The following is a 25,101-nucleotide window of genomic DNA, read 5'->3' on the forward strand; positions in this document are numbered from 1 at the left end:
CCATAAGGGCGCGAGCGTCTGGGTAATCGTCGGTCAGGTGAGATCAGTGGAACTGCTCTTCTTCGGTAGAGCCGGTCAGCGCGGTCACGCTGGATTTGCCGCCCTGGATCGCGGTGGTCACTTCATCAAAGTAACCAGTGCCGACTTCCTGCTGGTGCGACACAAAGGTGTAGCCGCGGTCGCGTGCTGCGAATTCAGGCTCCTGCACCTTCTCGATGTAAGCCGTCATGCCGCGCTTGACGTAGTCTTGCGACAGGTCGTACATGTTGTACCACATGGAGTGAATACCGGCGAGCGTGATGAACTGGTACTTGTATCCCATGGCGCCGAGTTCGCGCTGGAACTTGGCGATGGTGGCATCGTCGAGGTTCTTCTTCCAGTTGAAAGACGGTGAGCAGTTGTAGGCCAGCATCTTGCCCGGGTGAACCTTGTGCACGGCATCAGCGAATTTCTTCGCGAAGTCGAGGTCAGGCGTGCCGGTTTCACACCACACCAGGTCCGCGTAGTGGGCATAGGCGTTGGCACGGGCTACAGCCTGCTCAAGACCCTTGCGCGTCTTGTAGAAACCTTCGGCAGTGCGTTCGCCGGTCAGGAAAGGCTTGTCGATCTCGTCGTAGTCGGAAGTCAGCAAATCAGCGGCTTCGGCATCGGTGCGGGCAATCACCAGCGTGGGCACGCCGCAGACGTCGGCCGCCATACGCGCAGCGATCAGCTTCTGGCAGGACTCACGGGTGGGCAGCAATACCTTGCCGCCCATGTGGCCGCACTTCTTGACGGAAGCCAATTGGTCTTCCCAGTGCACGCCACCTGCGCCAGACTTGATCATGGCCTTCATCAGTTCGAAGGCATTCAGGACACCGCCGAAACCGGCTTCAGCATCCGCCACGATGGGTGCGAAGTAATCGATGTAGTCTTTGTCGCCGGCATCAATGCCTTTGGAGTGCTGAATTTCGTCGGCACGGCGGAAAGTGTTGTTGATGGTTTCAACGACCTTGGGCACCGAGTCCACCGGGTACAGGGACTGGTCCGGGTACATCGCGGAGTAGCTGTTGTTGTCGGCCGCAACCTGCCACCCCGACAGGTAGATGGCTTTGACGCCAGCCTTGACCTGCTGCATGGCTTGGCCGCCGGTCAGGGCGCCCAGGCAGTTCACATAAGGCTCGTTGTGCAGGAGGTCCCACAATTTTTCAGCACCGCGGCRGGCCAGCGTGTGTTCGATCGGGAAGGATCCGCGCAGGCGCACGACGTCGGCGGCGCTATAGCCGCGCTTGATGCCTTTCCAGCGCGGGTTGGTGGCCCAGTCTTTTTCCAGAGCGGAAATTTGCTGGTCGCGGCTCAATTGTTCGGTCAGGGTTTGCGGCATGGTGGGCTCCGTAGGTTGAAATAAGGAAGTGGCGAATTCGATGGATCAACTTTAAGTCTTCTACAAGACCTTGTGAAGATCTTATGTCTTATATAAGACAAAAATAAAAACCAATAAAATCAACAGTATTTGCTAAATTTATCGTCATGCAAAATTCAATCTCTCATATTGAGAAATAATTTTGCACTGCAGCATTTATAAATTCCACATTGCGGAATCAATTTATTGAATGATGAAATACTAAAGGCAACTGGCATCGGGCCAGGAGCGCACCTCGGCCCTGACATTTCTCTCGAGGCCCTCGACGCTCTGCGAGACTCAGCTAGCGCCGCCAGTTCGATGCAACACCCAATCGCCCAGCGTAATCACCGGTTTGCCGTGAATCCGTTCGGGAGCGATCTCATAGAGGAAACACACCAGTTCCCGCGCGCGCTCCGGTTGGCCAGGCCCGGATACCGGCTCAAGCTGCACCGCCACCTCGCGCTTGGTGTATTCACCGGTCTGCTGCGGCCACACCTCCTCGATTTCGTCCAGCACACGCTCCAGCTCGGGCGCCACGGCATACACCTCTCCCTGAACGGTGCCCGGGCCGGTCAGCGTCAGGCCCGGATAGCTACCCAGGTGGTGCATCACGCCTGCCACGCTGGCTCGCCCTATCCAGCGGGGTTGCGGCTTCAAATGGTTGATGTCACGCTGCTCACCCTTGCGCAGGGTGCCGTAAACAAAAACATAACGTACAGGAGATTGAGGCATTGTTTGAGTGTCGTCGCCAGAGTCGTCATCGGATTGTGGGCTGTCCAGGCTGCGTGGAACCGGCAATGCCCCTCTTAAATTAAGGCATGATTTCAACCTCTGCCAGGCCGTTCCCGGCCGGCACAACCGCAGGCCCCCGCACTGGCCCGCACCACAGGAGCCTCCAGTTTAATGAACCGAATCGTGGCCTACGCCTGCCTGGCGCTCAGCATGTCGCTCGTTGGCAGCTATGTGGCACTTTCCAAACCCCTCGTCATCGCCTTCCCCGTCTTTCTGCTGGCCTGGCTGCGCTTTGGCATCGGTGGCACCGCCATGCTGCACTGGCTGAAAAAACCGGCAGGCGAAGTCCCCATGAGCCGGCAAACCGGCCGACTGCTGTTCCTTGAATCCTTTCTGGGCAATTTCCTGTTTTCCATCTGCATGCTGTTCGGCGTGAGCATGACCAGCGCGGTTGCGGCCGGTGTGATCATGGCTTCCATTCCGGCAGCCGTTGCGCTGATGAGCTGGTTCTTCCTGCGGGAACGCATCGGTGCGCGCGTGTGGGGCGCTGTAGCCTGCGCGGTGGTCGGCATTGGCCTTGTTTCGCTATCAAAAAATGAGCTGGTTGCGCCCGTCAGCATTGGTCCGGAGGCCGATTTGGCACACAGAAATGCCTGGCTGGGCAATTTGCTGCTGGTGGGCGCGGTTTTATGCGAGGCGGCCTACGCCGTGATCGGCAAGAAGCTGACCGGCGTACTCAGCCCCAAACGCATCACCGCACTGATCAACCTCTGGGGCTTTGCCCTCGTCACCCCTTTCGGCCTCTGGATGGCCTGGGGATTTGACTTTGGCAAGGTGACGCCCTCCGCCTGGCTGTTGTTGCTGTTTTATTCGCTGGCAGCCAGCGTTTGGACGGTCTGGCTCTGGATGACCGGGCTCAGGAAGATTCCGGCGAATCAGGCCGGCGTTTTCACCGTATTGCTGCCCGTCAGCGCCGCAGCGGTCGGCGTCATTGTTTTGGGAGAAAAGCTCAATGGCACCCAGATCGGCGCTTTTGCCATCGCGCTGACCGGCGTCTTGCTGGCTACTTTGCCCGGGCGGGGTCCGGGAAAGCCTGTTCCGGTCGAGCCGCCGCACTGATTTCGCGGTCCAGCCGCTTTTGCCGGCGCATCACGGCGATGCTGTAGGCAATGATGCCCAACGACACCACCGTGATCAAAATCGTGGCTGCTGCGTAAATCGACGGGTTCACACCGCGGCGGGCGTAGCTGAAGATCACCTGCGGCAAGGTCGTCACGCCGGGCCCTGACAAGAATTCGGAGATCACCACGTCGTCAAACGACAGTGTGAAGGTGAGCAGCCAGGCCGACACCAGCGCCGGCGCAATGCTGGGCAAAGTCACCAAAAAGAACACCTGCATGGGCCGGCAGCCCAGGTCCATGGCGGCCTCTTCAAGGGTGCGGTCCATTTCACTGAGGCGTGACTGGATGACCACTGTGGCGTAGGCCATGCCCAACAGCGTGTGCCCCGTCACGATGGTGATGAAGCCCCGGTCCGGCCAGCCGATGGTGCGTTGCACCGCCACCATCAGCAGCAGCAAGGCCAGGCCAATGATGACCTCGGGCATGACCAGGGGTGCGTTGACCAACCCATAGAACAGCGTACGCCCGGTAAAGCGCAAATAGCGCACCAGTACAAAGGCAGCAAAGCTGCCGAGCACCACCGACAGCGTGCCGGTGATCAGCGCCACCTTGAGCGACAGAAAAAAGCCTTCCACCAACCGTGAGTCCGAAAGCAGCGCCTCATACCAGCGCGTTGAAAAGCCGGTGAAAACACCGTCTTGCCGGGTGCTGTTGAATGAAAAGACGATGAGAAAAATCAACGGGATATAGAGGAAAAGGTACACCAGCCCCATCCAGATCCGGCCTACGTTGCCTTCTACCAGGCGCAGGAAGGTTCTCATGGCTTCTTTCATCTCAGTGGCGTCCTTGCGCGCCACGGTCGCTGCTGGAGCGGTAATAAAAAGCCAGCGGTACCAGGATCAGAAGGATCATCACCACGGCCAGCGCGGATGCGCGCGGCCAGTTGTTGCTGCTGAACATCTCGTCCCACACGACGCGGCCGATCATGATATTTTCAGCGCCCCCCAGCAGCGACGGAATCACGAACTCGCCGACGCTGGGGATAAAAACCAGCATCGAGCCGGCGATGATCCCGGACTTGCTGAGCGGAACAGTGATCAGCCAGAAAGCCTTCCAGGCGCTGGCGCCCAGATCGTGGGCAGCCTCCAGCAGACGAAAGTCCATCTTCACCAGGTTGGCGTAAAGCGGCAGGATCATGAAGGGGCAGTACACATAGGTCATACCCACCAGCATGGAAACGTCGGTGTAAAGCATCACCATCGGCTCCTGGATGATGCCCAGGGATAGCAGCAAGTTGTTAAGTACGCCCTGGTCGGCCAGGATGCCCTTCCACGCGTACACGCGCAGCAGGAAGGACGTCCAGAACGGCAGCATGACCAGCATCAGCAAGGCCGGCCGGATCGCCGGCCGCGACCGGGCAATGAAGTACGCAAACGGATAGCCAATCAGCAGGCACGACAGCGTCGTCAGCACCGCGTACTTCAGCGAAGTCTTGTACGCCTCCATGTAGATGGTGTTGCCAAAACCGCCTGCGGTATCGGCCGCTTTGTCGATGAAGATGGACGCATAGTTGTTGTAGCGCAGCATGACGTGCCAGGAGCCCTGTACCGTCTCGATCAGCGGCGCAAACGGGTCCACACCATTGCCCATGTCCGTGACGCTGATCCGCAGCAGGATCATGAAAGGCAACACAAAGAACAGCAGCAGCCAGACATAAGGCACGCCGATCACGAAGCGCCGCCCCACGTTGAGTTGAAGCCAGGAAGGGATTCTCATCGCACAGGTGTTGTTATGGACCGGCTACTGCGTCAATACCACGGGCGCCGAATCGTCCCACCAGAAGAAAACCCGGTCATCCCAGGTGATCAGGGAGCTCTCATGGCGTGTCGTGTTGGTCTCGGTGATTTTCACCGTACGGCCGTTGGCGGTTTCCACAATAAAGGTGTTGTAGCTGCCGAAATAGGCGATTTCACGGACCTTCCCGCTGAACAGGTTGGCATCCACATCAGGCCGGGTTTTCGCGATGTGGATCTTCTCCGGACGCACGGCGATGGCCGCGGACATCCCGAGCGTTCCGCTGATACCGTGGCCCACGTTCACTACACCCTGGTCGGTCGTGACTTCACAGCGGTCCGCCTCGTCTAGCGTGAGTTCACCTTCAAACATGTTCACGTTGCCGATAAAGTCGGCCACAAACCTGCAATTGGGATGCTCGTAGATCTCCTTGGGCGTGCCCACCTGCAGCACGCGGCCATGGCTCATGACGGCGATACGGGAGGCCATGGCCATGGCTTCTTCCTGGTCGTGCGTCACCATGACGCAGGTCACGCCCACGGATTCAAGAATGTTGACCAGCTCGAACTGCGTGCGTTCGCGCAGCTTTTTGTCGAGCGCGCCCAGCGGTTCATCCAGCAACAGCAGCTGCGGCCGCTTGGCCAGGCTGCGCGCCAGAGCCACGCGTTGCTGCTGTCCGCCCGAGAGCTGGTGTGGTTTGCGTTTGGCAAAGGTCTCCAGCTGGACCAGCTTGAGCATTTCCTGCACGCGAGCTTCGATTTCGCCCTTGGGCATGCCTTCGCGCTTGAGCCCGAAGGCAATGTTGTCCCACACCGTCAGATGGGGGAAAAGCGCGTACGACTGGAACATCATGTTGATGGGCCGTTCGTAGGGCGGAAATGACGCGATGTCCACACCGTCCAGGATGACCGAACCTTCAGTGGGTTTTTCAAAACCCGCCAGCATGCGCAGCAAGGTCGACTTGCCGCAACCCGAGCTGCCGAGCAGCGCGAAGATTTCGCCCTTGTGAATCGACAGGGACACATCGTCCACCGCCGCCACGCCATCAAAGCGTTTGACCAACTGCTCAGTCCGCAAAAATCCGTCACCGGCCGGGAGGGGTAGATTCATGAACAGGGGTTCTCACCAAGAAAAAAGCTGCGCACACAACACATTGCATGCACAGCCGGGGTCACACTGAAATCAGCGCTTGCCAGAGATCAGTAAAACGTCACTTGCCTTTTTTGAAGGCAGTGAACACGTTGCTCATGGATTCACGCGCTTCGTTGCTGAAGCTGGCCGGAGACACCATTTTTTTCAGGTTGTCCGCATCGGGAAATACCGCCTTGTCCTTGGCGATCTCGGGCTTGACGTTGGCCAGGCTGGCCTTGTTGGCGGTGGCGTAACCCAGCTCGTTGGTCAGAGATGCAGATACCTCGGGACGCAGCGAGTAGTTAATGAAAGCCAGCGCGTTGTTCGGGTGCTTGGCATCCTTCGGAATGGCCAGCGTGTCAAAGAAGATCAGGCCGCCGGTGCTGGGCAACAGGGCCTCGACGTCGTTGCCGCTCTTGTTTTCAAGGGCGCGGGCGCGGGCGATGTTGATGTCGCCGGCCCAGGCCAGGGCCACGCAGGCCTTGCCGCCGGCCAGGTCATCAATCATGGTGCTGGAGAACATGCGGATGTGTGGACGCACCTTGGCCAGCATTTCAGCGGCTGCCTTGTGGTCGGCCGGGTCGTTCGAATAGGCGTTTTTGCCCAGGTAGTGCATGGCGGGCGGCAGCACTTCGGTCGGCGAATCCAGGTAGGCAATACCGCAGGACTTGAGCTTGGCGGTGTAGACCGGGTTGAACACCAGGTCCCATGCGTTTTCAGGCATGGGGGTGGAGCCCAGAGCCTTGGTCACTTTGGCCTTGTTGATGCCAACAGTGGTGAAGCTCCAGGCCCAGGGGACGAGGTAGGCATTGCCCGGGTCGATGGTGCCCAGCTTTTCCATGATGGCCGGGTCGAGGTTGCCGTAGTTGGCGACCTTGGATTTATCGAGCTTTGCCAGCAGGCCGCCGTCGATTTGCGGCTTGGCGAATACGGCGCCCGGCACCACGATGTCGTAGCCGGTATTGCCTGCCACCAGCTTGGCGTGCAGGGCTTCGTTGTTTTCAAAGGTCTGGTAGTTGACCTTGATGCCGGTTTCTTTTTCGAAGTTGGCAATCATGTCCTTGGCGACATAGTCGGGCCAGTTGTAGACATTGAGCACCTTTTCTTCGGCGGGGGCAGCGGCCGGGGCGCTGGCGGCAGGGGCCGGAGTGGCGGCGACAGGCGCCTCCTCTTTTTTGCCGCAACCGGCAAGCACTGCCAGCAGGATGGTTGAAAACGCCAGATACCCAAGATGCTTTTTCATAATGTCCGCAACTCCTCTTAAAACTTGGAAGTGAAACCAGGAAACTCAAGCAAAAATCAGACCGGAGCAATTGTATAAGAGGGCTAGGGCCGCGGGAACTTTTTCTCCCCCGGGCTTGCCTCCACGGCAGCCCGGCATCTGGGCCAATTCGCCTACAGCCAGATACGCCCAGGGACGGCTGCCCAAATGGCCTGCGCTGCATACGCTAAGGGCAACTCCCTTACTTTCAGCTCAGGAGAAACCCATGGGACTTACCCAGTGGTTAGGCCAAGCCGCCATGAAGCCCTTTGCCCGCGCGTTGCCCGCCATGGGCGACACCGAGCGGGCCGCACTCGAAGCGGGCACAGTCGGTTTCGAAGGCCGGTTGTTCGCGGGAACGCCCGATTTTGATGCGCTGCTCGCGGCCGGCCCCAATGTACTGACCGCCAGGGAGCAAGCTTTCCTGGATAACGAAGTCCGTGCACTATGCGCCCTGCTGGACGATTTCGCCATCGACCAGGCGGGCGACCTGCCAGCCGAAGTCTGGGCTTTCATGCGCGGCAGGCGCTTCTTCGGAATGATCATCCCCGAGGAATGGGGTGGCCTCGGGTTCAGCCACTTCGCCCATGCCACGGTAGTGACGCGCATCGCCACACTCAATATTTCTGCCGCAGTCACCGTCATGGTGCCCAATTCGCTGGGTCCGGCCGAACTGCTGCTGCGCTACGGCACAGCGGCGCAAAAAGAGCACTACCTGCCACGCCTCGCCGATGGCCGCGACCTGCCCTGCTTCGGGTTGACCTCGCCCTATGCAGGCTCGGATGCCGCGTCCATCCCAGACAGGGGTGTTCTCACCGAGCGGGAGATCGACGGCGTCATGGTGCGCGGCTTCAGCGTGAATTTCTCCAAGCGCTACATCACGCTGGCGCCGGTCGCCACCGTGGTGGGCCTGGCCTTCAACGCGGTGGACGAAACCCTGCCCGAAGGCCAGCGCAACCTGGGTATCACCTGCGCGCTGATTCCGGTGCCGCAGCCCGGCATGCAAATCGGCAGGCGCCATCGGCCCATGGACGCCGCCTTCATGAATGGCCCCATCGAAGGCCGGGAAGTCTTCATCCCCATGGACTGGATCATCGGCGGCGAGCAGCAGGTCGGCCAGGGGTGGCGCATGCTGATGGAATGCCTGGCGGCGGGGCGAGCCATTTCCTTGCCGGCGCTTGGCTCGGCCATGCAGCAAACTGCGCTCTTCGTGGCCAACGGTTACGGCCAGGTGCGAGAGCAATTCGGGTTGCCTATTGGCCGCTTCGACGCGATCGCCGGCGTGATTGCGGAGATGGCCTGCGAGCTGTATGCAACCGATGCGGCACGCCGCTACACCGCTGCCGTGCTCGACAAAGGAGAGCAGCCCAGCGTGGCCAGCGCCATCCTGAAAGTGCACCTGACCGAGGCCGGCCGGCGCGCCGTCAACCTCGGCATGGACATCCTGGGCGGCAAGGGGATCATCCAGGGGCCATCCAACCTGCTGTCGGTGGCTTACCGCGGCGCGCCTATTGCCATCACCGTGGAAGGCGCCAACATCCTGACCCGCTCGCTGATCATTTTTGGGCAAGGCGCGGTGCGCTGCCACCCCTACGTGATGAAGGAAATGCAAGCCGTGCAGGGCAACGATGCGCAGGCGCTGGGGAAAGCGCTGATCGGCCATGGCGGGCACGTGCTGCGTAACTTCTGGCACAGCATCGCCGGTGCACCCCTGCGAGGCTCGCCTCCCACGGGCCTGGAAAAAGAAGCCCGACTGATCGCCCGCCTGAGCAGCCAGTACGCACTGACCTGCGACCTGGCCATGGGTCTCCTGGGCGGCAAGCTCAAGCGCATGGAGCTGCTGTCGGCCCGGCTGGGCGATGTGCTGGCCCATCTCTACATGGCCAGCGCCAGCCTCTGGCGTTATGCCTTCGAAAAGGATGCGGACATGCTGCCGGTGGCGCGCGCCGCCATCCGCGTGCAACTCGACGAAGCTGGCGATGCGCTGGAAGCGCTCTACGCCAACTTTCCTTCGCCCCTCAGGCGTGTAGTGGGTGCGATGGTGCTGAATGGCAGCACGCGCCTGGCACCGCTACGCGATGTTCAGTTGCTGGAGCTGGCCAAACTCCTGCGCACCAGCCCCGCTGTCGTCAAGCGCCTGTGCCCTGACCTGGCCACACCGACCAGCGGCGGGCTGCGCGACCTGATGGATGCGCTGGATCTGGCAACGCAGCTCGGCGAAGAAACCGTGGCGCTGAACAAGGCCGTGCGCAGCAATCAGTCCATGGAGCGCGCCGCGAAAGCCTCAAGCCGCCCGGACCTGGCGTTGGCTTATTTGCGCGCCGCCGACAAGGTGATCCAGGTCGACGACTTTGCGCCTTAGAACCTGTTCTTAAGCCGCGGCCCGGGTAAACAACCCCTTGTACTGCTCACGCAGCAAATTCTTCTGTACCTTGCCCATGGTGTTGCGCGGCAATTCGCTGACCACAAAGCAGTGCTTGGGAATCTTGAAGTTGGCCAGCTTCGATTTCAGTTCGCCCACAATCCTGCTGCCCTCGAGCACGACGCCCGGCTTGGCGATCACGACGGCCACGCCGACCTCGCCGAAATCCGGGTGCGGCACACCGACCAGCGCGCTTTCAGCCACGCCAGGCATGTCGTTGATATAGCCTTCGATTTCGGCGGGATAGACGTTGTAGCCGCCGCTGATGATGAGGTCCTTGCTGCGGCCCACAATGACGATGTAGCCGCGCTCGTCGATCTTGCCCACGTCGCCGGTCTTGAAGTAGCCGTCTGCGGTGAACTCTTCTTTGGTCTTCTCCGGCATGCGCCAATAGCCCTTGAAAATATTCGGGCCCTTGACCTGGATGCCGCCGATCTCACCGGCCGGCAATGAGTCGCCGCCTTCGTCCTGCACACGCAGGCTGACACCCGGCAGCGCAAAGCCCACCGTACCACCGCGCCGCTCGGCGCCCTGGTAGGGGTTGGACGTGAGCATCACGGTTTCCGACATGCCGTAGCGTTCCAGAATTGTGTGGCCGGTGCGCTCTTTCCACTCGTTGAAGGTCTCGATCAGCAAAGGCGCCGAGCCCGCCACAAAGAGCCGCATGTTGCGGCAGGCTTCGCGGGTCAGCCCCGGCTCGGCCAACAGGCGCACATACAGCGTGGGAACGCCCATGAACACCGTGGCTTCGGGCAGCTTTTTCACCACCAGCTTGGGGTCAAATTTGGCCAGCCAGATCATCTTGCTGCCGTTGATCAGTGCCCCATGAATGGCAACGAAGAGGCCGTGCACATGAAAAATCGGCAGGGCATGGATCAGCACATCGCCTTTTTTCCAGCCCCAGGCCTCTTTGAGCACCAGCGCATTGCTCAGCATGTTTCCGTGGGAAAGCATGGCGCCCTTGCTGCGGCCCGTGGTACCGCTGGTGTAGAGGATGGCGGCCAGGTCGTCCGCCTGCCGTGCCACCACTTCATGCTGGTCGCTGCAATGCGCCGCGCGATCCAGCAGCGAGCCTGTGCGGTCATCGTCCAGCGTGAAGACGTTTTGTGTGCCGGCCTTGAAGGCGATCTTGCTGACCCAGCCAAAATTCTTGCTGCTGCAGACCATGACGGAAGGTTCGGCGTTACCGACGAAGTATTCGATCTCGGCGCTTTGGTAGGCAGTGTTGAGCGGCAAAAATACATAGCCCGCGCGCAGTGTCGCCAGGTAGAGCATCATGGCTTCCACCGACTTCTCAACCTGCACCGCCACCCTGGCCCCTTCAGGTAACCCCAGCGAAGCCAGCAGGTTGGCCATCATCGCCGTGCCGCGTTCGAGGTCGCGCCACGAATAGCAAAGGCCGTTGTCGGTTTCGACGGCGACTTCATTGAGCGAAGAAGGAAACGCGGCTCGAAGCGCTGCAAACAGGTTATGGTTTTTCATGGGTCAGGCTGGCTATGGTTGGAATTTCGGCCGCCCGGCGATCAAACCGGGGTGGGCGTTTTTCAGTGAAAGCGGCAATACCTTCGCGGTGCTCGGCAGAAGGTGCATAACGGTAGGCCGTTGCTATCAAATCAGTAGCTGGTTGCACAGATCCAGTGGGCGCCAGAGCCCTGAATGCCTGTTTATTCAGGCGGGCGGCGCCAGGCGCAAGGGCGCAGGTGCGATCCACGCAAGCCATGACCAGGGCCCCGACGTCCTGGCCAGGCGCAACCTGGTTGAGAAAGCCGCGCTGCTTCATCTCGGCGGCCCCCAGAACGGCAGCCGAAAGCAGCATCTCCCGAGCGGTCAGCTCTCCGGCGGCGCGCATCACCAGCGCAGCCTCGCGCGGCGCCATCGGGAAGCCGAGCTTCGCGATGGGCGCACCAAACCTTGCCGTGTCGCCGGCAATGCGGATATCGCAGCAACTGGCAATTTCAACGCCGGCGCCCATACAGTTGCCTTCGATCTGCGCGACGATGGGGACGTCGCAGTCCAGCATGGCCTGCAAGCCGCCCCATACATCGTCTTCATGAAACGCGCGCAGGCCCGCTTCTTCAAAGCGAAAGCCGGCGTATTCGGAAATGTCGCCGCCCGCACAAAACTGCCCGCCCTCTCCCCGCACCAGCACGCAACACAACGCTGCGCTTTGCTGGATGCGCTCAAACACCGCACGCAACTCGCGCCACATGGCGCGAGACATGGCATTGAGCTTGCCGGGATGGGACAGCGTCACAAAGGCAACGGGGCCCTTCACTTCCAGTAAAACGGCACCGGTCATTCACACATCATTCGAGTTTGGCGCCGGAGGCTTTCACCACGGCTGACCAGCGTTTGACCTCGCTACTCACGAACGCGCCGAATTGCTGCGGCGTGAGATTGCCGAAGTCCGCGCCGTTGTTGGCCCAGATGGCTTTGAGCTCGTCGGTGGTGGCGGCTTTGCGCAGATCTTCAACGATGCGCGCCTGCACGTCTGCCGGCGTGCCCTTGGGCGCCCACATGCCGTACCAGGTGGTCACGGTGTAGTTGGGCAGGCCGAGTTCGCCGGCACAAGGCACATCCGGGAAAGCCGGGTTGCGTTTCGTGCCCGACACCATGAGCGCCTTGATCCGGCCGCCCTTGATATGGTTGGCGGAAGAACCCAGGCCGTCAAACATCATGTCGACATTGCCGGAAATCAAATCCTGCAGGGCCGGGCCCGCGCCGCGGTAGGGAATGTGGGTGATGAAGGTCTTGGTCTGCTGCTTGAACAACTCCCCAGCCAGGTGGTGCGAAGTGCCCGCGCCGGCCGAGCCGTAGTTGTACTTGCCCGGCGCCTTGCGCACGGCTTCAAGGTAGGCCTTGAAGTCGGTGAACGGCAAGTTGCGGGGGTTGACCACGAGCACCTGCGGCACGTTGGCCATCAGGGCCAGTGGCGCAAAATCTTTCTCGATGTCGTAGTCCAGCTTGGGATACATCGAGGGCGCGATGGTATGGTGCACTGCGCCCATGAAGAGCGTATAACCGTCGGGCTGGGCCCTGGCAGCGATACTGGCCCCCAGCGTGCCGCCGGCGCCGCCGCGGTTGTCGATGATGAGCTGCTTGCCTGTGAGTTTGGCGAACTGCGCCGAAAGGGGCCGTGCGAATGCATCGGTACCGCCGCCGGCTGGAAACGGCACGATCATCGTCACTGGCTTGGTGGGCCAGGCTGACTGCGCATGCAACAGGGGTGATGCGGCTGCGGCACTGGCCGCAGCGATGCGCAGGACGTCGCGCCGGTTGATTGAATTCATGGTTTGTCTCCTTTGGTGGGTTTTACTACGGGATGATATTCGTTAAAAATCGCCTTCAGCGCAGCACCGCGCTGGCTTCGGCAACCTTGATTAAGCGCACCGCGTCTTCGGCCAGCAGGAAACCCTGGACCTGCGCTTTCTCGGCGGCTTTACGTACGGCGGCCACATAGCCCTCGTGCGAGCCGTAGCGCTCCTGTAGCGACAGGCGCGGGTCGCCGTTGGCACTGCGCTCCTGCGCCGTGCGTGCAAAGGGCACCATGCCGCCCACGTAATTGCAGATCTGCCCCTGGTGGAACGGCCGGGCGCCGCCCGCCGTGATGTTCCAGCCCAGGTAGGTGCCCAGCGGCGCTTCCAGCAGCACCACCGGCACGCCGCCCAGCTCATTGCCGTCGGCATCCACACGCGGCGCCAGCATGGGCAGCACCCGGCGGATGGGTGGCGGCGCATTGGATGCCACGCCCGAGCCATCGGCAGGGTTGAACGCGGGGCCCCAGTCATAGTCGAGCACCGGCATGATGAAGTCTGGCTCGGGCACCGTGGGGCGCAACTGCGGCAGCGTGGGAAAACCGATGCCTTCCTTGGCAGCCAGCGCCAGCGTGCCGCGCGGCTCGCCCGCACGCGGCGCCAGGGTAGGCCAGCGGCTGGGCGGTGGCTCGGTGCCGCGCATCACCCAGTTACGAAAGTGCACGCGCAGCGCGTTCACGGTTTCGGTATGCGGCACCGGGTTGGCAGGCAATACACCCGTGCCGAAATTGTTGCCTGGGCAACTGGCGCCCGCAATAGGCAGGCCCGCGCCCGGCAGGCTGGTGTCGAAGCCCCCTGCCCCACCGCCGTGGCTGGAGCTGGCAATGTAATAGCGCCGCACGTTGTCAGGCAGAGGCAGGTCGACCCTGGCATCGGTACCCACCCATTCGGGTGTAAGTTTCAAGGCCCAGACCTCGGCCGAGCCAAAGTGCTCGACGATTTTCGGGCAGGTCTTGCTGGCTTCGCAACGATCAAGAATGCCGGCAGGCGGCCCACCGCGCACCGGGTCGGCCGCGCGTGCCCACCACTGCGGCCCTTCACTGCCCGCCTGGTACAGCTCCAGCACGCCATCGGGCTGCGCCCAGCGAAAGTTCAGCGCGATGCGCCGGCCCGCAATGATGGGCCAGAGGCCGTCATGCACCTGGCGCCCGGCTTCGTCCTGGTTAAAGCCCAGGTGCAGCCAGCCACGCAGAAAGTTGCCGGACTGCGAGACGCCCCGGCCAATACTGTGGGTCACCACCCCAGCCACCGGGTTCGGTGTGCCGGCGTCATCGGCCCTGGCCGTCTTGAAGAACACCCCCATATCGCGCCAGGCGGCAAAGCCCACGCCCAGCAGGTAAGGATCGGCGGCCTTGAACACCACCTGGTAAAGCTTGCTGGCATCGAAGCCGTTCTTCAGGCAGATCTGCGTGGCATCAGGTACGCCGGGAAAAGGGTTTGCCGCATCGCATTTTGCCCAGGCCCAGTCGGTAGAAGGAATCACTGACTCGCCGGTCACATCGCCGCGGGTGGATTCAGCCGTGCGCGAAACCAGGCGCGACTGGCGCGTGTCCAGGCTCATGGGCCTGTACGGAACAGGATTTGTTTGCACAACCAGCGGTTGCGAACCCGGGCCGGTGCGATTGACGATGCGGCCAAACACCTCACCGGTGACGGGCGAACCATCGGCGTTTCTTGCCACCGGCACCTTGAGCCAGTGCGGAAGCTCGACCGCAGCAGTGGCCCGCACCATGGTGGCGCCGGCGTTGTCGCCCTGCCAGGCGCTTGTGAGGTCGATGTCACCCAGCGCACGCTCCTGCACCACATTAGGCCGGCGCAAACCACGGTTGGGCACCTCATGCCACATCAGGCCGCTGGCCCTGGACGAATCAACCGGCTTGGTCAACACAAAGGTGGCCACGTAACGCACCTTGCCATCGGCCTCTTTGCCCAGTTCAATGTCCTGGATGATGGCATTGCCAGGCGCCTTGGGGTCCAGCTCGCCGAACGCGCGGCCGGCAATCTGCTCAAAGGCCACGCCACCCGACAGGTCCGCCGCCAGGGGAACGGTTTCGTCAATCACGATCCGCGTGACGCGGGCCTGGACGGAATGTCCCAGCAAAAACACGGCAGCCAGCGACGCAAGCGCCAGCCTTCCCATCAGGTGAACGGGTCTCATGTCTGTCTCCTTCGTTTTTTTCTGTCTACATCTGTCTACTGCTCGTCTGCAACTGCAACAACTACAAAAGCGATTCAATAGCGCCGGAAACTGCCACCTTTCCTTGGGCTAGCAAGGCGCGATGCTTGTCCAGGCGCTTGAGGTCATAGAGATAATTGACCATCAGGCCGTAGGATTGCCTGAGCCCTTTGGGCGTCGGGTCGCCCGCCCAGTTGATGCGTTCCACGCGCGCCCCGTTGCCCAGATGAAAGCGTGCTACCGGGTCCAGCGGCTTGCCCTCTTCCAGGGCCCGGCCCAGGTAATGGGCGGCGCAGTGCAGCAGCATCTTTCGCACCGGCGACTTTTCGGTGAGGGCCAGTGGGTTTTCTGCGGCGGTCAGCAGGTGCCCTGCAGTGGGCGGCTCAAACCCCACCGCCCGTCCCAACGCGGCAAGCTCCTTGTCTCCCAGCGTTTCCAGCATGGCAGCCGCGTTCTTGCCCAGCCAGCTGCGAAACCCCGGAATAGGCGAAAGGGTGGCAAAGGTCTTTAGCTTGGGAAACTCCTCTTTCAGGGTCTCCACCACGCGCTTGATCAGTGAATCGCCAAAGCTCACGCCGCGCAGGCCGGCTTGCGTATTGCTGATGGAATAAAAAATCGCAGTGGTCGCACGGCTCAGATCCGAGGGCGCAGCCAGCTCATCGAGCAAAGGCATGATGTCGCCTGCAATCGTCTCGACCATCGCGACCTCGACAAAAATCAACGGCACCTCTGGAAGACGCGGGTGGAAGAAGCCGTAGCAGCGACGGTCACTGTCCAGCCGGTTTTTGACGTCGGCCCATCCCTTGATGTCATGGACCGCTTCATACTTGATCAGCTTTTCGATCAGTGATGCCGGTGAATCCCACGTGATGCGGCGCAGGTCAAGGAAACCGACATCGAACCATGTCGAGAACATGTATTCCATTTCGACATCCAGGGCCAGCAAGCGCTTGTCGGCCTTGAGGCTGGGCTGCATGTCGGCACGCATCTCGACCAGGAACTGGATGCCGCCCGGATAGACGCTGAAGCGTTGCAGCAGACGCCGGCGCGGCGAGACTGTGGCACGGCGGTAACGCACCTCGGCCACGGCCTCTTCGGGTGTGCCCACGGCAGCCGCAAACTGCGCCTGCGCAGCCTTGACCTTCTGCGGATTGGCGACGAACTGCTCACTCATCAGCATCCACAGGTCGCGCCGGCGAGCCGGGGTGGCGCCCTGGTACCAGGCCGCAATGGCCATGGCGCGCCGGCCGCCTTCCACCTCACTCACGCGTGGGTCGATGATGGCCTGCAGCTCCTGCAAGGTGCGGCGAAGTACGCGCGGCGACAGCGCTTCATCTTTGTGGCTCAAAGTTGCCTGAAGCCTCTCGTGCGTGCTTCGCGCAGGCAACTCGACGCTCGTTGCTATCTTTTTTGTAGCTGCTTGCGCACGGTCTGCTTGCCCTGCAGCCGTTTTTTCCGTAAGGCTTTTCTCGCCTGCCGTGAGCCGCGAAACATTGCGGCTGAGCCAGTCTGCGGCGCTCATGAGGCCACCCTGGAGCGCTGGCTGCGGGAAAGGTCACGCAGCGCTTCGCGCTGGCGCGTCAGGTGGGTGCGCATGGCGGCTTCGGCACCTTCGCTGTCACGGCTTTTGAGGGCCGCAAACACCGTCATGTGTTCGGACAGGCTTTGCGCCAGCCGCCCTGGCGCGTGCAACTGCTGGAGCCGCGCCAGCTTCAATATTTTTCGCAGGTCGGCAATCGCCTGCGCGAGCCAGCGGTTGTTGGCCAGCAGGATGATGGCCTCGTGAATAGCGAAATTGGTCGCGTAATAGTCATTGATCCGCCCGGCTTTGGCGTGGCCGTTAAGCCGCTCATGCAGGGTAGTGAGCGCAGCCAGATCGGCGTCGGTGGCATTGCGTGCCGCCTCATAGGCGCAGCGCCCCTCCAGCAAGGCGATGACCGGGAAAATGTCGTCCAGGTCTTGCTCGGTTACCTCATTGACAAAGCACCCCCGCCGGGGTTCGTGGCGCAGCAGCCCTTCCGAGGTCAGTACCTTGAGCGCCTCGCGCAGTGGCGTGCGGGAGATTTCCAGGCGCTCGCACAGCGCGACCTCATCCAGAAAACTCCCGGGCGCCAGCTGGCCCGCAAAGATCTGCTCCCGCAGGGTATTGGCGACCTCTTGATGCAATGAACTCTGGACCAGACGCATGACAGACCCCTTGACCGGCTGACGCAATGAACCCAATACACGAGAGTTCCACCCGAACCTTGCAGTTATGGTGGCTCAGCATGCCCCGAAACCCCACCTTGTTGCCATATAGCTACCCCAGGTAGCCTTTGAGCCTTCAGAGAATTTCGGTGGTAATTTCAAGTAATTACACGTAATTATGAAAGTAAAAAAGCATCCGGGCAAGCGACCTGTGCCCGAAAACGACAGGGGGAAACCCTCACTCCCGAAGCGAGAGGATCAGGGCGCCCGGCAGTCTTGTCGCCCGGAGCCATCGCCACTCAATAGCTGCCTGCGATGGATTTTCGGGGTTGACCCTGCCGGGAAGCCCACACCCAGAGCCAGACACCCGCTGCGATCATGGGCACGCAAAGCCATTGGCCCATGCTCATGCCCAGGGCGAGGATGCCCAGAAAGTCGTCGGGCTCACGGAAAAACTCGGCGATGAAACGAAATACGCCGTAGCCGACCAGGAAGGCCCCTGAGACCTGCCCCACCTTACGCGGCTTGCGCGCGTACAGCCAGAGCAGTACGAACAGCAACAAACCCTCCATCAGGAATTGATAGAGTTGTGAGGGGTGACGCGGCTGCATGGCGCCGCTGCCCGGAAATACCATGCCCCAGGGCAAAGCAGGGTCGCTGAAGCGCCCCCAGAGTTCGCCGTTAATGAAGTTGCCGACACGCCCCGCCGCCAACCCCGTTGGAACACAAGGCGCCACAAAATCCATCACCTGCAGCCACGGCCGCTGGCGCGAGCGCGCAAACCACCATTGCGAGGCCAGGACACCCAGCATCCCGCCGTGAAAGCTCATGCCGCCCTGCCACACAAAAAAGATCTCAAGCGGATGCGACAGGTAGTAACCGGGTTTGTAAAAAAGGCAGTAGCCGAGCCGCCCCCCGATCACCACCCCCATGACGCCCAGGAACAGGATGTCTTCAATGTCCCTGCGCGACCAGGCGCCGGGGCCAGTGATGGACGCATAGGGCTCGTGGCGAAGGCGCCGCGTGGCCAGGAAGAAGAAGAGGCCAAAAGCCGCCAGATATGTCAGGCCATACCAATGGATGGCCAGGGGACCCAACTGCAGGGCAACCGGGTTGATTTGCGGATGAATAAGCATGGGCCGTATTTTTGCATGCGGGGCTCGTAGGAGGGGGCTTACAGCGAGTCCGCCCGATTAAACTGGGAGCACCGCCGTACGTGGATCACACCATGCGTCATTTATTCTGTTTTACCGTTGTTTCAGGCTTGGGTTTGTTGTGCATGCAACCCGCTGTGGCGCAGGTCTACCAGTGCCTTGATTCAGCCGGCAAAAAGGTGTTTTCGCAAACACCCTGCGCTACCGGCAGTGGTAATAGTGAAAAACTCATCGTCCGCGCACCAGCCCCTGCGGCGGCACCCAAGGATTGGGCAGCCGAAAACGCAGCGGCAAATGCACGCGCCACTTCGGGCAGCACCAATTCGGGCACGACCTCCCAGCCCTGGCCGTTAGCAGGGCTGCGCAAGGGCACGCCCACGACTGCACCGACCTCCGACAAAAAGATCATTGCGGATTGCGAAGCCAACCACGGCGCCCGCTGCAGCAGTGCCGGCGAAATAGCCCAACGAAGAATGGAGCAGCGCGAACTCACCCCAGTAGAAAAGCAGCAGCAGCAAAACGCGGTGGCGGCGCGCCGGCAACGCGAACGGGAAGAAGCCCTTGAGCGGTCTATGCGCCGATGAAGGCGATAAAGCGAGCAAGCGCCGGGTTGGCGCTGGCCCGCGGCCAGACCAGACTGGTCTCACAACCAGGCACCACGGCCGAAGCGCCCCGCACACCGCTACGCCTGGACGGCCTGCCAGCAGGCAGGCTGCGATACACCACGCCAGGGCGCTGAAACTGCCGCACGCTCTCGGGAACCCAGGCCACGCCGAGCCCGGCGGATACCAGGTTCACGATGGTCTGCATCTGGATGGCTTCCTGGGCAACCTGCGGCAATTGCCCTGCGGCGTGATACATCGCAAAAATCGCGTCATAGAGTGACGGAACGATTCGCCGCGGAAAGATCACTAAAGGCTCGCCCAGCAGATCAGCGAGCGCAAGCGTAGCCTTGCTTGCCAGCAAGTGCTGCCCCGGTAGCGCCACCACCAGCGGGTCCTGGCTGATGCGCCGGCAGGCCAGGCCTGGCGGCGCGAAACCAGGGGAATGCAACATGAAGCCCGCGTCGATCTCTCCGCGCTCAAAAGCCAGCAGCTGCACGTCGCCGGTCGCCTCTATCAATTCCAGCTGTACCTTGGGGTATTTTTCGCGAAAGGCCAGCACCCAACGCGGCAACAACTCAAAACCGACCGTAGACACAAAAGCCAGCCGCAAGCGCCCGGCCTCGCCGTCCGCGCTGGCGCGCGCATATGCTGGAAGAGCCAGCGCACGTGTCAGCAGGTCACGCGCTTCGGGCACCAGGGCAGCACCTGCCGTCGTGAGCTGCACGCTGCGCTTGGTGCGGTCGAACAATCTGAGGCCCAAATGTGCCTCCAGCTGCGCAATGGCCTGCGTGAGCGGCGGCTGGGTCATGTTGAGGCTTTTGGCAGCGCGGCCGAAGTGAAGCTCCCCGGCCACGGCCAGAAACTGACGCCACAGGCGAAGCTCGATCAAGGGCGATTTACGGGAAGCCATGCCCGTGGTGCCGAGAATATCTTTCATATGCCATACATATTAATAGATGATGAATAATGGATTGGAAAGAATCAATCAAAGCACGCATACTCTATTTCTCCCGATGCATGCCCAAGGTCAAGCACGGGCAAGCCAAAGTAGCCAACACCAACGAGACACCCCATGGAAACCAAAACCGTCAACATCGTTGCCAACCCACGCAGCAGGAACATCACCGAGGGCAAATCGCGCGCGCCCAACCGCTCCATGTACTACGCCATGGGCTACGAGGCCGACGATTTCAAGAAACCCATGATCGGCGTGGCCAATGGGCACAGCACGATCACGCCCTGCAACAGCGGCCTGCAAAAACTGGCCGACGCGGCAATTGCCGGCATCGAGGAAGCTGGCGGCAACGCGCAGGTATTCGGCACCCCCACGATTTCCGACGGCATGGCCATGGGCACCGAGGGCATGAAGTACTCCCTCGTGAGCCGCGAAGTGATCTCCGACTGCATCGAGACCTGCGTGCAGGGTCAGTGGATGGACGGCGTGCTGGTAGTTGGTGGCTGCGACAAGAACATGCCCGGTGGCCTGATGGGCATGCTGCGCGCCAACGTGCCGGCGATCTACGTCTATGGCGGCACCATCCTGCCGGGCACCTACAAAGGCAAAGACCTCAACATCGTCAGCGTGTTTGAAGCTGTGGGCGAAAACGCCGCCGGCCGCATGAGCGACGAAGACCTGCTGCAGATCGAGCGCCGCGCCATTCCGGGCACCGGCAGCTGCGGCGGCATGTACACGGCCAACACCATGTCCAGCGCTTTTGAAGCACTCGGAATTTCGCTGCCCTACTCCAGCACCATGGCCAATCCGCATGACGAGAAAATGAACTCGGCCAAAGAGTCGGCCAAGGTTCTGGTTGAAGCGATCAAGAAGGACATCAAGCCGCGTGACATCGTCACCAAGAAGTCGATTGAAAACGCGGTCGCCGTGATCATGGCAACCGGCGGCTCCACCAACGCTGTGCTGCACTTCCTGGCCATCGCCCACACGGCCGGTGTCGAGTGGTCGATTGATGATTTCGAGCGCGTGCGCCAGCGTACGCCAGTACTGTGCGATTTGAAGCCCTCCGGCAAATACCTCGCCGTGGATCTGCACCGCGCCGGCGGTATTCCACAGGTCATGAAAACACTGCTGGCCGCCGGCCTGCTGCATGGCGATTGCCTGACGATCTCCGGTCAGACCATCGCCGAGACGCTCAAGGATGTGCCTGAAGTTCCGCGCGCAGACCAGGACGTGATCCGCCCCATCGACAAACCCATGTACGCCCAGGGCCACCTGGCCATCCTGAAGGGCAATCTCTCACCCGAAGGCTGCGTGGCCAAGATCACCGGCCTGAAAAACCCGGTCATGACCGGCCCGGCCCGCGTGTTTGATGACGAGCAGTCAGCGCTGGCAGCCATCCTGGCCGGCAAGATCAAGGCCGGCGATGTGATGGTGCTGCGTTATCTCGGCCCCAAGGGCGGCCCCGGCATGCCTGAGATGCTGGCCCCCACCGGCGCGCTGATCGGTGCCGGCCTGGGCGAGAGCGTGGGCCTGATCACCGACGGCCGCTTCTCGGGCGGCACATGGGGCATGGTGGTTGGCCACGTTGCACCCGAGGCCGCCGCCGGCGGCAATATCGCCTTCATCAATGAAGGCGATTCGATCACCATCGATTCGAAGCAACTCCTGTTACAGCTGAATATCAGTGACGCCGAATTGGCCAAACGCAAGGTCGGCTGGAAAGCCCCAGCGCCACGCTATACCCGCGGTGTGCAGGCCAAGTTTGCTTTTAATGCATCAAGCGCCAGCAAGGGTGCGGTGCTAGACGACTATTGAGTTGATCCACTGAAAAGCAAAGAGCCCGTGAAGTTACAGATTTCACGGGCTCTTTGCTTTGAGACCAGCTGCCAGTTGCAAAAACCGGGTAAATTGACTGGCGTATCAGCTGGTTGTGCGGTATCGGGCTATTTCTTTTTCTTCGCCGAAAGCATACCCATGGCGTCGCGCTGTTTGTCAATGCGGTCTTGCCTGCGTTTGTCCATCTTGTCCACTTCCCTGCGCTTGGTATAGCCCGATGCATCCGCCCACCACCACCAGAGGGCTGCAAGCACGAATGGAGAAAGCACAATCCACCAGCTTAATGTGGCAACGGGCCCGATTTCGAGATACTTCAGTGCCAACGCAACAATTCCAACCAATAGAAAAAACATCTGTAACTCCTCTGAATGTGTGGTGGTCTGGCCGGGTCAACCCTTGAAACCCGGTCAACCGGCACCACTACAATGACGTTAATTGACTGTAACCGAATCCATAACTCCCCACGAGGACAATCCATGAAACGCATTCTTTCGGTCATCGCTTCCATGGCTGCAGTTTTTGCAGTATCAACCCCTGCACTGGCGGATTTGCAACTGGCAACCGCGAAAAACTGCATGGCTTGCCACGCCGTTGACAAGAAACTGGTTGGGCCCTCCTACAAGGATGTCGCAGCCAAATATGCAGGGCAAAAAGACGCAGCCGACAAGCTGGCCGCCAAAGTCATCAAGGGTGGTTCAGGCGTCTGGGGCCCGGTGCCCATGCCAGCCAACGCCCAGGTTAGCCCAGACGAAGCCAAAAAGCTGGTCGCCTGGATCCTGACCCAGAAATAACCGAGGGCTTTAGGCCCATAAAAAAAGCCCGTCAATGACGGGCTTTTTTTATGCCGGCTTCAGAACTACTGCTTTTCAGACAGCTGATCGAGAATGGCAGGGTTTTGTGGCCACGTCACATCGCTTCGCGATATGAGTGTCCCCCAACCCTGCCCCAGCTTCGCTGACGCGGCTACGCCACGTTCTCAATCACTGCTTTTCAGACAGCTGATCGAGAATGGCAGGGTTTTCAAGCGTCGAGGTGTCCTGGGTGATGGTCTCGCCCTTGGCGATGCCGCGCAGCAGGCGGCGCATGATCTTGCCGCTTCGGGTCTTGGGCAGGTTGTCGCCAAAGCGAATGTCCTTGGGCTTGGCGATCGGGCCGATTTCTTTACCCACCCAGTCGCGCAGCTCCTTGGCAATCGCTTTGGCTTCCTCACCCGTCGGGCGTGAACGCTTGAGCACTACAAAGGCCACAATGGCCTCACCCGTCAAGTCATCAGGACGCCCCACCACGGCGGCCTCGGCCACCAGCGTAGAGTGCGCTACCAGCGCCGATTCGATTTCCATGGTGCCCATGCGATGGCCCGACACATTCAGCACGTCATCGATGCGGCCGGTGATGCGGAAATAGCCGTTGTCGACATTGCGCACTGCCCCGTCGCCGGCCAGGTAAATCGTGCCGCCCATTTCTTCGGGGAAATAGCTTTTCTTGAAGCGGTCCGGGTCGTTCCAGATGGTGCGGATCATGGAGGGCCAGGGCCGCTTGACGACCAGCATGCCGCCCGCGCCATTGGGGAGATCCTTGCCGGTTTCGTCGACGATGGCAGTCATGATGCCGGGCAATGGCAGCGTGCAGCTGCCGGGCACCAGCGGCGTGGCGCCGGGCAGCGGCGTGATCATGTGGCCACCGGTTTCGGTTTGCCAGAAGGTGTCCACGATGGGGCAGCGCTCGCCGCCCACGTTCTTGTAGTACCACATCCAGGCTTCGGGGTTGATCGGTTCGCCAACAGAGCCCAGGATGCGCAGGCTGCTCAAGTCGGAGCGGGCCGGATGCACCTTCTCGTCAGCCTCGGCAGCCTTGATCAATGAACGGATAGCCGTAGGCGCCGTGTAGAAAATCGTGACCTTGTGTTTTTCGATCATCTGCCAGAAGCGGCCCGCATTCGGGAAGGTCGGTATTCCTTCAAAGATGATCTGCGTTGCGCCGGCAGCCAGCGGACCGTAGGCCACGTAGGTGTGGCCGGTGATCCAGCCAATGTCGGCGGTGCACCAGAACACGTCGGCGGGCTGGATGTCGAAGGTCCAGTCCATGGTGAGTTTGGCCCAGAGCAGGTAACCACCGGTGCTGTGCTGCACGCCCTTGGGCTTGCCGGTCGAGCCCGAGGTGTAAAGGATAAAAAGCGGGTGCTCCGCGCCGACGAACTCGGGCTCGCACACCGGAGCTGCCCTGGCGGTGATCTCGTGCATCAGGCTGTCGCGGCCAGCCACCATGTTGCAGGCGGTGGCCGTACGTTGGTAGACGATCACGTTTTTAATCGACTCGCAGCCGCCCATGGCGATGCCTTCATCGACGATGGCCTTGAGTGGCAACTCCTTGCCGCCGCGCAACTGGTAGTTGGCGGTGATGACGGCGACCGCACCAGCATCCTGAATACGCTCCTGAAGGCTCTTGGCCGAAAAGCCGCCGAAAACCACCGAATGCGTGGCGCCTATGCGCGCGCAAGCCTGCATGGCCACCACACCTTCGACCGTCATTGGCATGTAGATGATGACGCGGTCGCCCTTTTTGATGCCGGCGCCTTTCAGCGCGCTCGCAAACTGGCTGACCCTGGCATGCAATTCTTTGTAAGTGACGTTGGTGACCTTGCCGTCGTCGCTTTCAAAGATGATGGCTTTTTTGTTTTCGACCGGCGTGCCCAGATGGCGGTCCAGACAGTTGTAGGAAGCGTTGAGTTCACCATCGGCAAACCACTTGTAGAACGGAGCATTGGACTCATCCAGTGTCTGGGTGAAGGGCTTCTTCCAGCTCAGGTTTTCGCGCGCCAGGCGAGCCCAAAACCCTTCAAAGTCCTTCTCGGCTTCGGTGCACAGCGCCTGGTAAGCCGGCATACCCGAAATACGCGCGGCCTTTACAGTGGCCGGTGTCGGCGGAAAGATGCGATTTTCAACCAGGGTGGATTCGATCGCGGATGAAGGGGCGCTCATTGGTTTTGTCTCCTGTTTGTCACTGAATGCGTGGTACTGTCTTCTGCC

The 25,101-nt window shown here is 61.0% G+C and carries 21 protein-coding genes; 5 read left to right on the plus strand and 16 right to left on the minus strand.

Annotation, left to right across the window (positions count from 1 at the left end):
* Positions 1-43 precede the first annotated feature (43 nt).
* Positions 44-1,363: an isocitrate lyase gene (gene aceA, locus AC1D11_RS08450; protein WP_477651439.1), complete on the minus strand. Its 1,320-nt coding sequence runs from the start codon at positions 1,361-1,363 to the stop codon at positions 44-46.
* 318 nt (positions 1,364-1,681) lie between these two features.
* Positions 1,682-2,116 carry a gamma-glutamylcyclotransferase family protein gene (locus tag AC1D11_RS08455; RefSeq protein WP_477650545.1) on the minus strand — a complete coding sequence of 145 codons (435 nt, stop codon included), beginning with the start codon at positions 2,114-2,116 and terminating at the stop codon, positions 1,682-1,684.
* Between the two features lie 171 nt (positions 2,117-2,287).
* On the opposite strand from AC1D11_RS08455, the gene AC1D11_RS08460 reads away from it, so the two are divergent.
* Complete coding sequence (locus AC1D11_RS08460; RefSeq protein ID WP_477650544.1) at positions 2,288-3,235, plus strand: DMT family transporter; 948 nt, start codon at positions 2,288-2,290, stop codon at positions 3,233-3,235.
* On the opposite strand, the gene AC1D11_RS08465 is transcribed toward AC1D11_RS08460, so the two are convergent.
* The 4 genes from AC1D11_RS08465 to AC1D11_RS08480 all read right to left on the minus strand — a co-directional run bounded on the left by AC1D11_RS08465 (position 3,180) and on the right by AC1D11_RS08480 (position 7,405).
* Positions 3,180-4,058, minus strand: coding sequence for an ABC transporter permease (locus tag AC1D11_RS08465; protein ID WP_477651061.1), 879 nt, complete (start codon positions 4,056-4,058; stop codon positions 3,180-3,182). The two genes, AC1D11_RS08460 and AC1D11_RS08465, sit on opposite strands and share 56 nt — an antisense overlap.
* 13 nt (positions 4,059-4,071) lie before the next feature.
* The gene (locus AC1D11_RS08470) at positions 4,072-5,013 is read right to left on the minus strand and encodes an ABC transporter permease subunit (RefSeq protein ID WP_477649767.1); all 942 of its coding nucleotides are present in this window, start codon (positions 5,011-5,013) and stop codon (positions 4,072-4,074) included.
* A 24-nt stretch (positions 5,014-5,037) separates the two neighbouring features.
* Positions 5,038-6,141, minus strand: a complete 1,104-nt coding sequence (locus tag AC1D11_RS08475; RefSeq protein WP_477651060.1) for an ABC transporter ATP-binding protein — start codon at positions 6,139-6,141, stop codon at positions 5,038-5,040.
* Positions 6,142-6,241: 100 nt separating this feature from the next.
* The gene (locus AC1D11_RS08480; protein WP_477651059.1) at positions 6,242-7,405 is read right to left on the minus strand and encodes an extracellular solute-binding protein; all 1,164 of its coding nucleotides are present in this window, start codon (positions 7,403-7,405) and stop codon (positions 6,242-6,244) included.
* A 244-nt stretch (positions 7,406-7,649) separates the two neighbouring features.
* On the opposite strand from AC1D11_RS08480, the gene AC1D11_RS08485 reads away from it, so the two are divergent.
* The gene (locus AC1D11_RS08485) at positions 7,650-9,785 is read left to right on the plus strand and encodes an acyl-CoA dehydrogenase (RefSeq protein WP_477649764.1); all 2,136 of its coding nucleotides are present in this window, start codon (positions 7,650-7,652) and stop codon (positions 9,783-9,785) included.
* Between the two features lie 9 nt (positions 9,786-9,794).
* Here the strand turns inward: AC1D11_RS08485 and AC1D11_RS08490 are convergent, their stop codons facing one another.
* From AC1D11_RS08490 to lgt, 7 genes are all read right to left on the minus strand, one after another.
* Positions 9,795-11,327 carry a malonate--CoA ligase gene (locus tag AC1D11_RS08490; RefSeq protein ID WP_477651058.1) on the minus strand — a complete coding sequence of 511 codons (1,533 nt, stop codon included), beginning with the start codon at positions 11,325-11,327 and terminating at the stop codon, positions 9,795-9,797.
* Complete coding sequence (locus AC1D11_RS08495; protein WP_477649762.1) at positions 11,314-12,144, minus strand: enoyl-CoA hydratase/isomerase family protein; 831 nt, start codon at positions 12,142-12,144, stop codon at positions 11,314-11,316. Before AC1D11_RS08495 ends, AC1D11_RS08490 begins: the two co-directional genes overlap by 14 nt.
* A gap of 7 nt (positions 12,145-12,151) precedes the next feature.
* Positions 12,152-13,135, minus strand: a complete 984-nt coding sequence (locus AC1D11_RS08500) for a Bug family tripartite tricarboxylate transporter substrate binding protein (protein WP_477649761.1) — start codon at positions 13,133-13,135, stop codon at positions 12,152-12,154.
* Positions 13,136-13,190: 55 nt separating this feature from the next.
* On the minus strand, positions 13,191-15,317 hold the full coding sequence (locus AC1D11_RS08505) for an alpha/beta hydrolase domain-containing protein (protein ID WP_477649760.1): 2,127 nt from the start codon (positions 15,315-15,317) through the stop codon (positions 13,191-13,193).
* Between the two features lie 61 nt (positions 15,318-15,378).
* Positions 15,379-16,857, minus strand: coding sequence for a malonyl-CoA decarboxylase domain-containing protein (locus tag AC1D11_RS08510; protein WP_477649759.1), 1,479 nt, complete (start codon positions 16,855-16,857; stop codon positions 15,379-15,381).
* Positions 16,854-17,522, minus strand: coding sequence for a GntR family transcriptional regulator (locus AC1D11_RS08515; RefSeq protein WP_477649758.1), 669 nt, complete (start codon positions 17,520-17,522; stop codon positions 16,854-16,856). Before AC1D11_RS08515 ends, AC1D11_RS08510 begins: the two co-directional genes overlap by 4 nt.
* Positions 17,523-17,821: 299 nt before the next feature.
* Positions 17,822-18,658 (minus strand): prolipoprotein diacylglyceryl transferase, encoded by an 837-nt coding sequence (gene lgt / locus AC1D11_RS08520; protein WP_477649757.1) that lies wholly within the window; start codon positions 18,656-18,658, stop codon positions 17,822-17,824.
* Between the two features lie 92 nt (positions 18,659-18,750).
* On the opposite strand from lgt, the gene AC1D11_RS08525 reads away from it, so the two are divergent.
* Positions 18,751-19,260, plus strand: coding sequence for a DUF4124 domain-containing protein (locus AC1D11_RS08525; protein ID WP_477649756.1), 510 nt, complete (start codon positions 18,751-18,753; stop codon positions 19,258-19,260).
* Here the strand turns inward: AC1D11_RS08525 and AC1D11_RS08530 are convergent.
* The gene (locus AC1D11_RS08530) at positions 19,247-20,218 is read right to left on the minus strand and encodes a LysR family transcriptional regulator (RefSeq protein ID WP_477651056.1); all 972 of its coding nucleotides are present in this window, start codon (positions 20,216-20,218) and stop codon (positions 19,247-19,249) included. The two genes, AC1D11_RS08525 and AC1D11_RS08530, sit on opposite strands and share 14 nt — an antisense overlap.
* Positions 20,219-20,353: 135 nt before the next feature.
* Here AC1D11_RS08530 and ilvD point away from each other — a divergent pair, with 135 nt between their 5' ends.
* Positions 20,354-22,054, plus strand: a complete 1,701-nt coding sequence (gene ilvD / locus AC1D11_RS08535; protein ID WP_477651055.1) for a dihydroxy-acid dehydratase — start codon at positions 20,354-20,356, stop codon at positions 22,052-22,054.
* A gap of 128 nt (positions 22,055-22,182) precedes the next feature.
* On the opposite strand, the gene AC1D11_RS08540 is transcribed toward ilvD, so the two are convergent.
* The gene (locus tag AC1D11_RS08540; RefSeq protein ID WP_477649753.1) at positions 22,183-22,428 is read right to left on the minus strand and encodes a TIGR04438 family Trp-rich protein; all 246 of its coding nucleotides are present in this window, start codon (positions 22,426-22,428) and stop codon (positions 22,183-22,185) included.
* 123 nt (positions 22,429-22,551) lie between these two features.
* Between AC1D11_RS08540 and AC1D11_RS08545 the strand changes: the two genes are divergently transcribed.
* Positions 22,552-22,866, plus strand: a complete 315-nt coding sequence (locus AC1D11_RS08545) for a c-type cytochrome (protein ID WP_457280326.1) — start codon at positions 22,552-22,554, stop codon at positions 22,864-22,866.
* 189 nt (positions 22,867-23,055) lie between these two features.
* Here AC1D11_RS08545 and acs read toward each other — a convergent pair whose 3' ends face one another.
* On the minus strand, positions 23,056-25,053 hold the full coding sequence (gene acs, locus AC1D11_RS08550; RefSeq protein WP_477649752.1) for an acetate--CoA ligase: 1,998 nt from the start codon (positions 25,051-25,053) through the stop codon (positions 23,056-23,058).
* Positions 25,054-25,101 lie beyond the last annotated feature (48 nt).

The organism is Polaromonas sp. P1_E11 (assembly GCF_056405995.1).

Excerpts from the sequence above, each read along its gene's own strand:
- AC1D11_RS08455 (WP_477650545.1), bottom strand. The coding sequence starts at position 2,116 with ATGCCTCAATCTCCTGTACGTTATGTTTTTGTTTACGGCACCCTGCGC.
- AC1D11_RS08460 (WP_477650544.1), top strand. The coding sequence starts at position 2,288 with ATGAACCGAATCGTGGCCTACGCCTGCCTGGCGCTCAGCATGTCGCTC.
- AC1D11_RS08465 (WP_477651061.1), bottom strand. The coding sequence starts at position 4,058 with ATGAGAACCTTCCTGCGCCTGGTAGAAGGCAACGTAGGCCGGATCTGG.
- AC1D11_RS08470 (WP_477649767.1), bottom strand. The coding sequence starts at position 5,013 with ATGAGAATCCCTTCCTGGCTTCAACTCAACGTGGGGCGGCGCTTCGTG.
- AC1D11_RS08475 (WP_477651060.1), bottom strand. The coding sequence starts at position 6,141 with ATGAATCTACCCCTCCCGGCCGGTGACGGATTTTTGCGGACTGAGCAG.
- AC1D11_RS08480 (WP_477651059.1), bottom strand. The coding sequence starts at position 7,405 with ATGAAAAAGCATCTTGGGTATCTGGCGTTTTCAACCATCCTGCTGGCA.
- AC1D11_RS08485 (WP_477649764.1), top strand. The coding sequence starts at position 7,650 with ATGGGACTTACCCAGTGGTTAGGCCAAGCCGCCATGAAGCCCTTTGCC.
- AC1D11_RS08490 (WP_477651058.1), bottom strand. The coding sequence starts at position 11,327 with ATGAAAAACCATAACCTGTTTGCAGCGCTTCGAGCCGCGTTTCCTTCT.
- AC1D11_RS08495 (WP_477649762.1), bottom strand. The coding sequence starts at position 12,144 with ATGACCGGTGCCGTTTTACTGGAAGTGAAGGGCCCCGTTGCCTTTGTG.
- AC1D11_RS08500 (WP_477649761.1), bottom strand. The coding sequence starts at position 13,135 with ATGAATTCAATCAACCGGCGCGACGTCCTGCGCATCGCTGCGGCCAGT.
- AC1D11_RS08505 (WP_477649760.1), bottom strand. The coding sequence starts at position 15,317 with ATGAGACCCGTTCACCTGATGGGAAGGCTGGCGCTTGCGTCGCTGGCT.
- AC1D11_RS08510 (WP_477649759.1), bottom strand. The coding sequence starts at position 16,857 with ATGAGCGCCGCAGACTGGCTCAGCCGCAATGTTTCGCGGCTCACGGCA.
- AC1D11_RS08515 (WP_477649758.1), bottom strand. The coding sequence starts at position 17,522 with ATGCGTCTGGTCCAGAGTTCATTGCATCAAGAGGTCGCCAATACCCTG.
- lgt (WP_477649757.1), bottom strand. The coding sequence starts at position 18,658 with ATGCTTATTCATCCGCAAATCAACCCGGTTGCCCTGCAGTTGGGTCCC.
- AC1D11_RS08525 (WP_477649756.1), top strand. The coding sequence starts at position 18,751 with ATGCGTCATTTATTCTGTTTTACCGTTGTTTCAGGCTTGGGTTTGTTG.
- AC1D11_RS08530 (WP_477651056.1), bottom strand. The coding sequence starts at position 20,218 with ATGAAAGATATTCTCGGCACCACGGGCATGGCTTCCCGTAAATCGCCC.
- ilvD (WP_477651055.1), top strand. The coding sequence starts at position 20,354 with ATGGAAACCAAAACCGTCAACATCGTTGCCAACCCACGCAGCAGGAAC.
- AC1D11_RS08540 (WP_477649753.1), bottom strand. The coding sequence starts at position 22,428 with ATGTTTTTTCTATTGGTTGGAATTGTTGCGTTGGCACTGAAGTATCTC.
- AC1D11_RS08545 (WP_457280326.1), top strand. The coding sequence starts at position 22,552 with ATGAAACGCATTCTTTCGGTCATCGCTTCCATGGCTGCAGTTTTTGCA.
- acs (WP_477649752.1), bottom strand. The coding sequence starts at position 25,053 with ATGAGCGCCCCTTCATCCGCGATCGAATCCACCCTGGTTGAAAATCGC.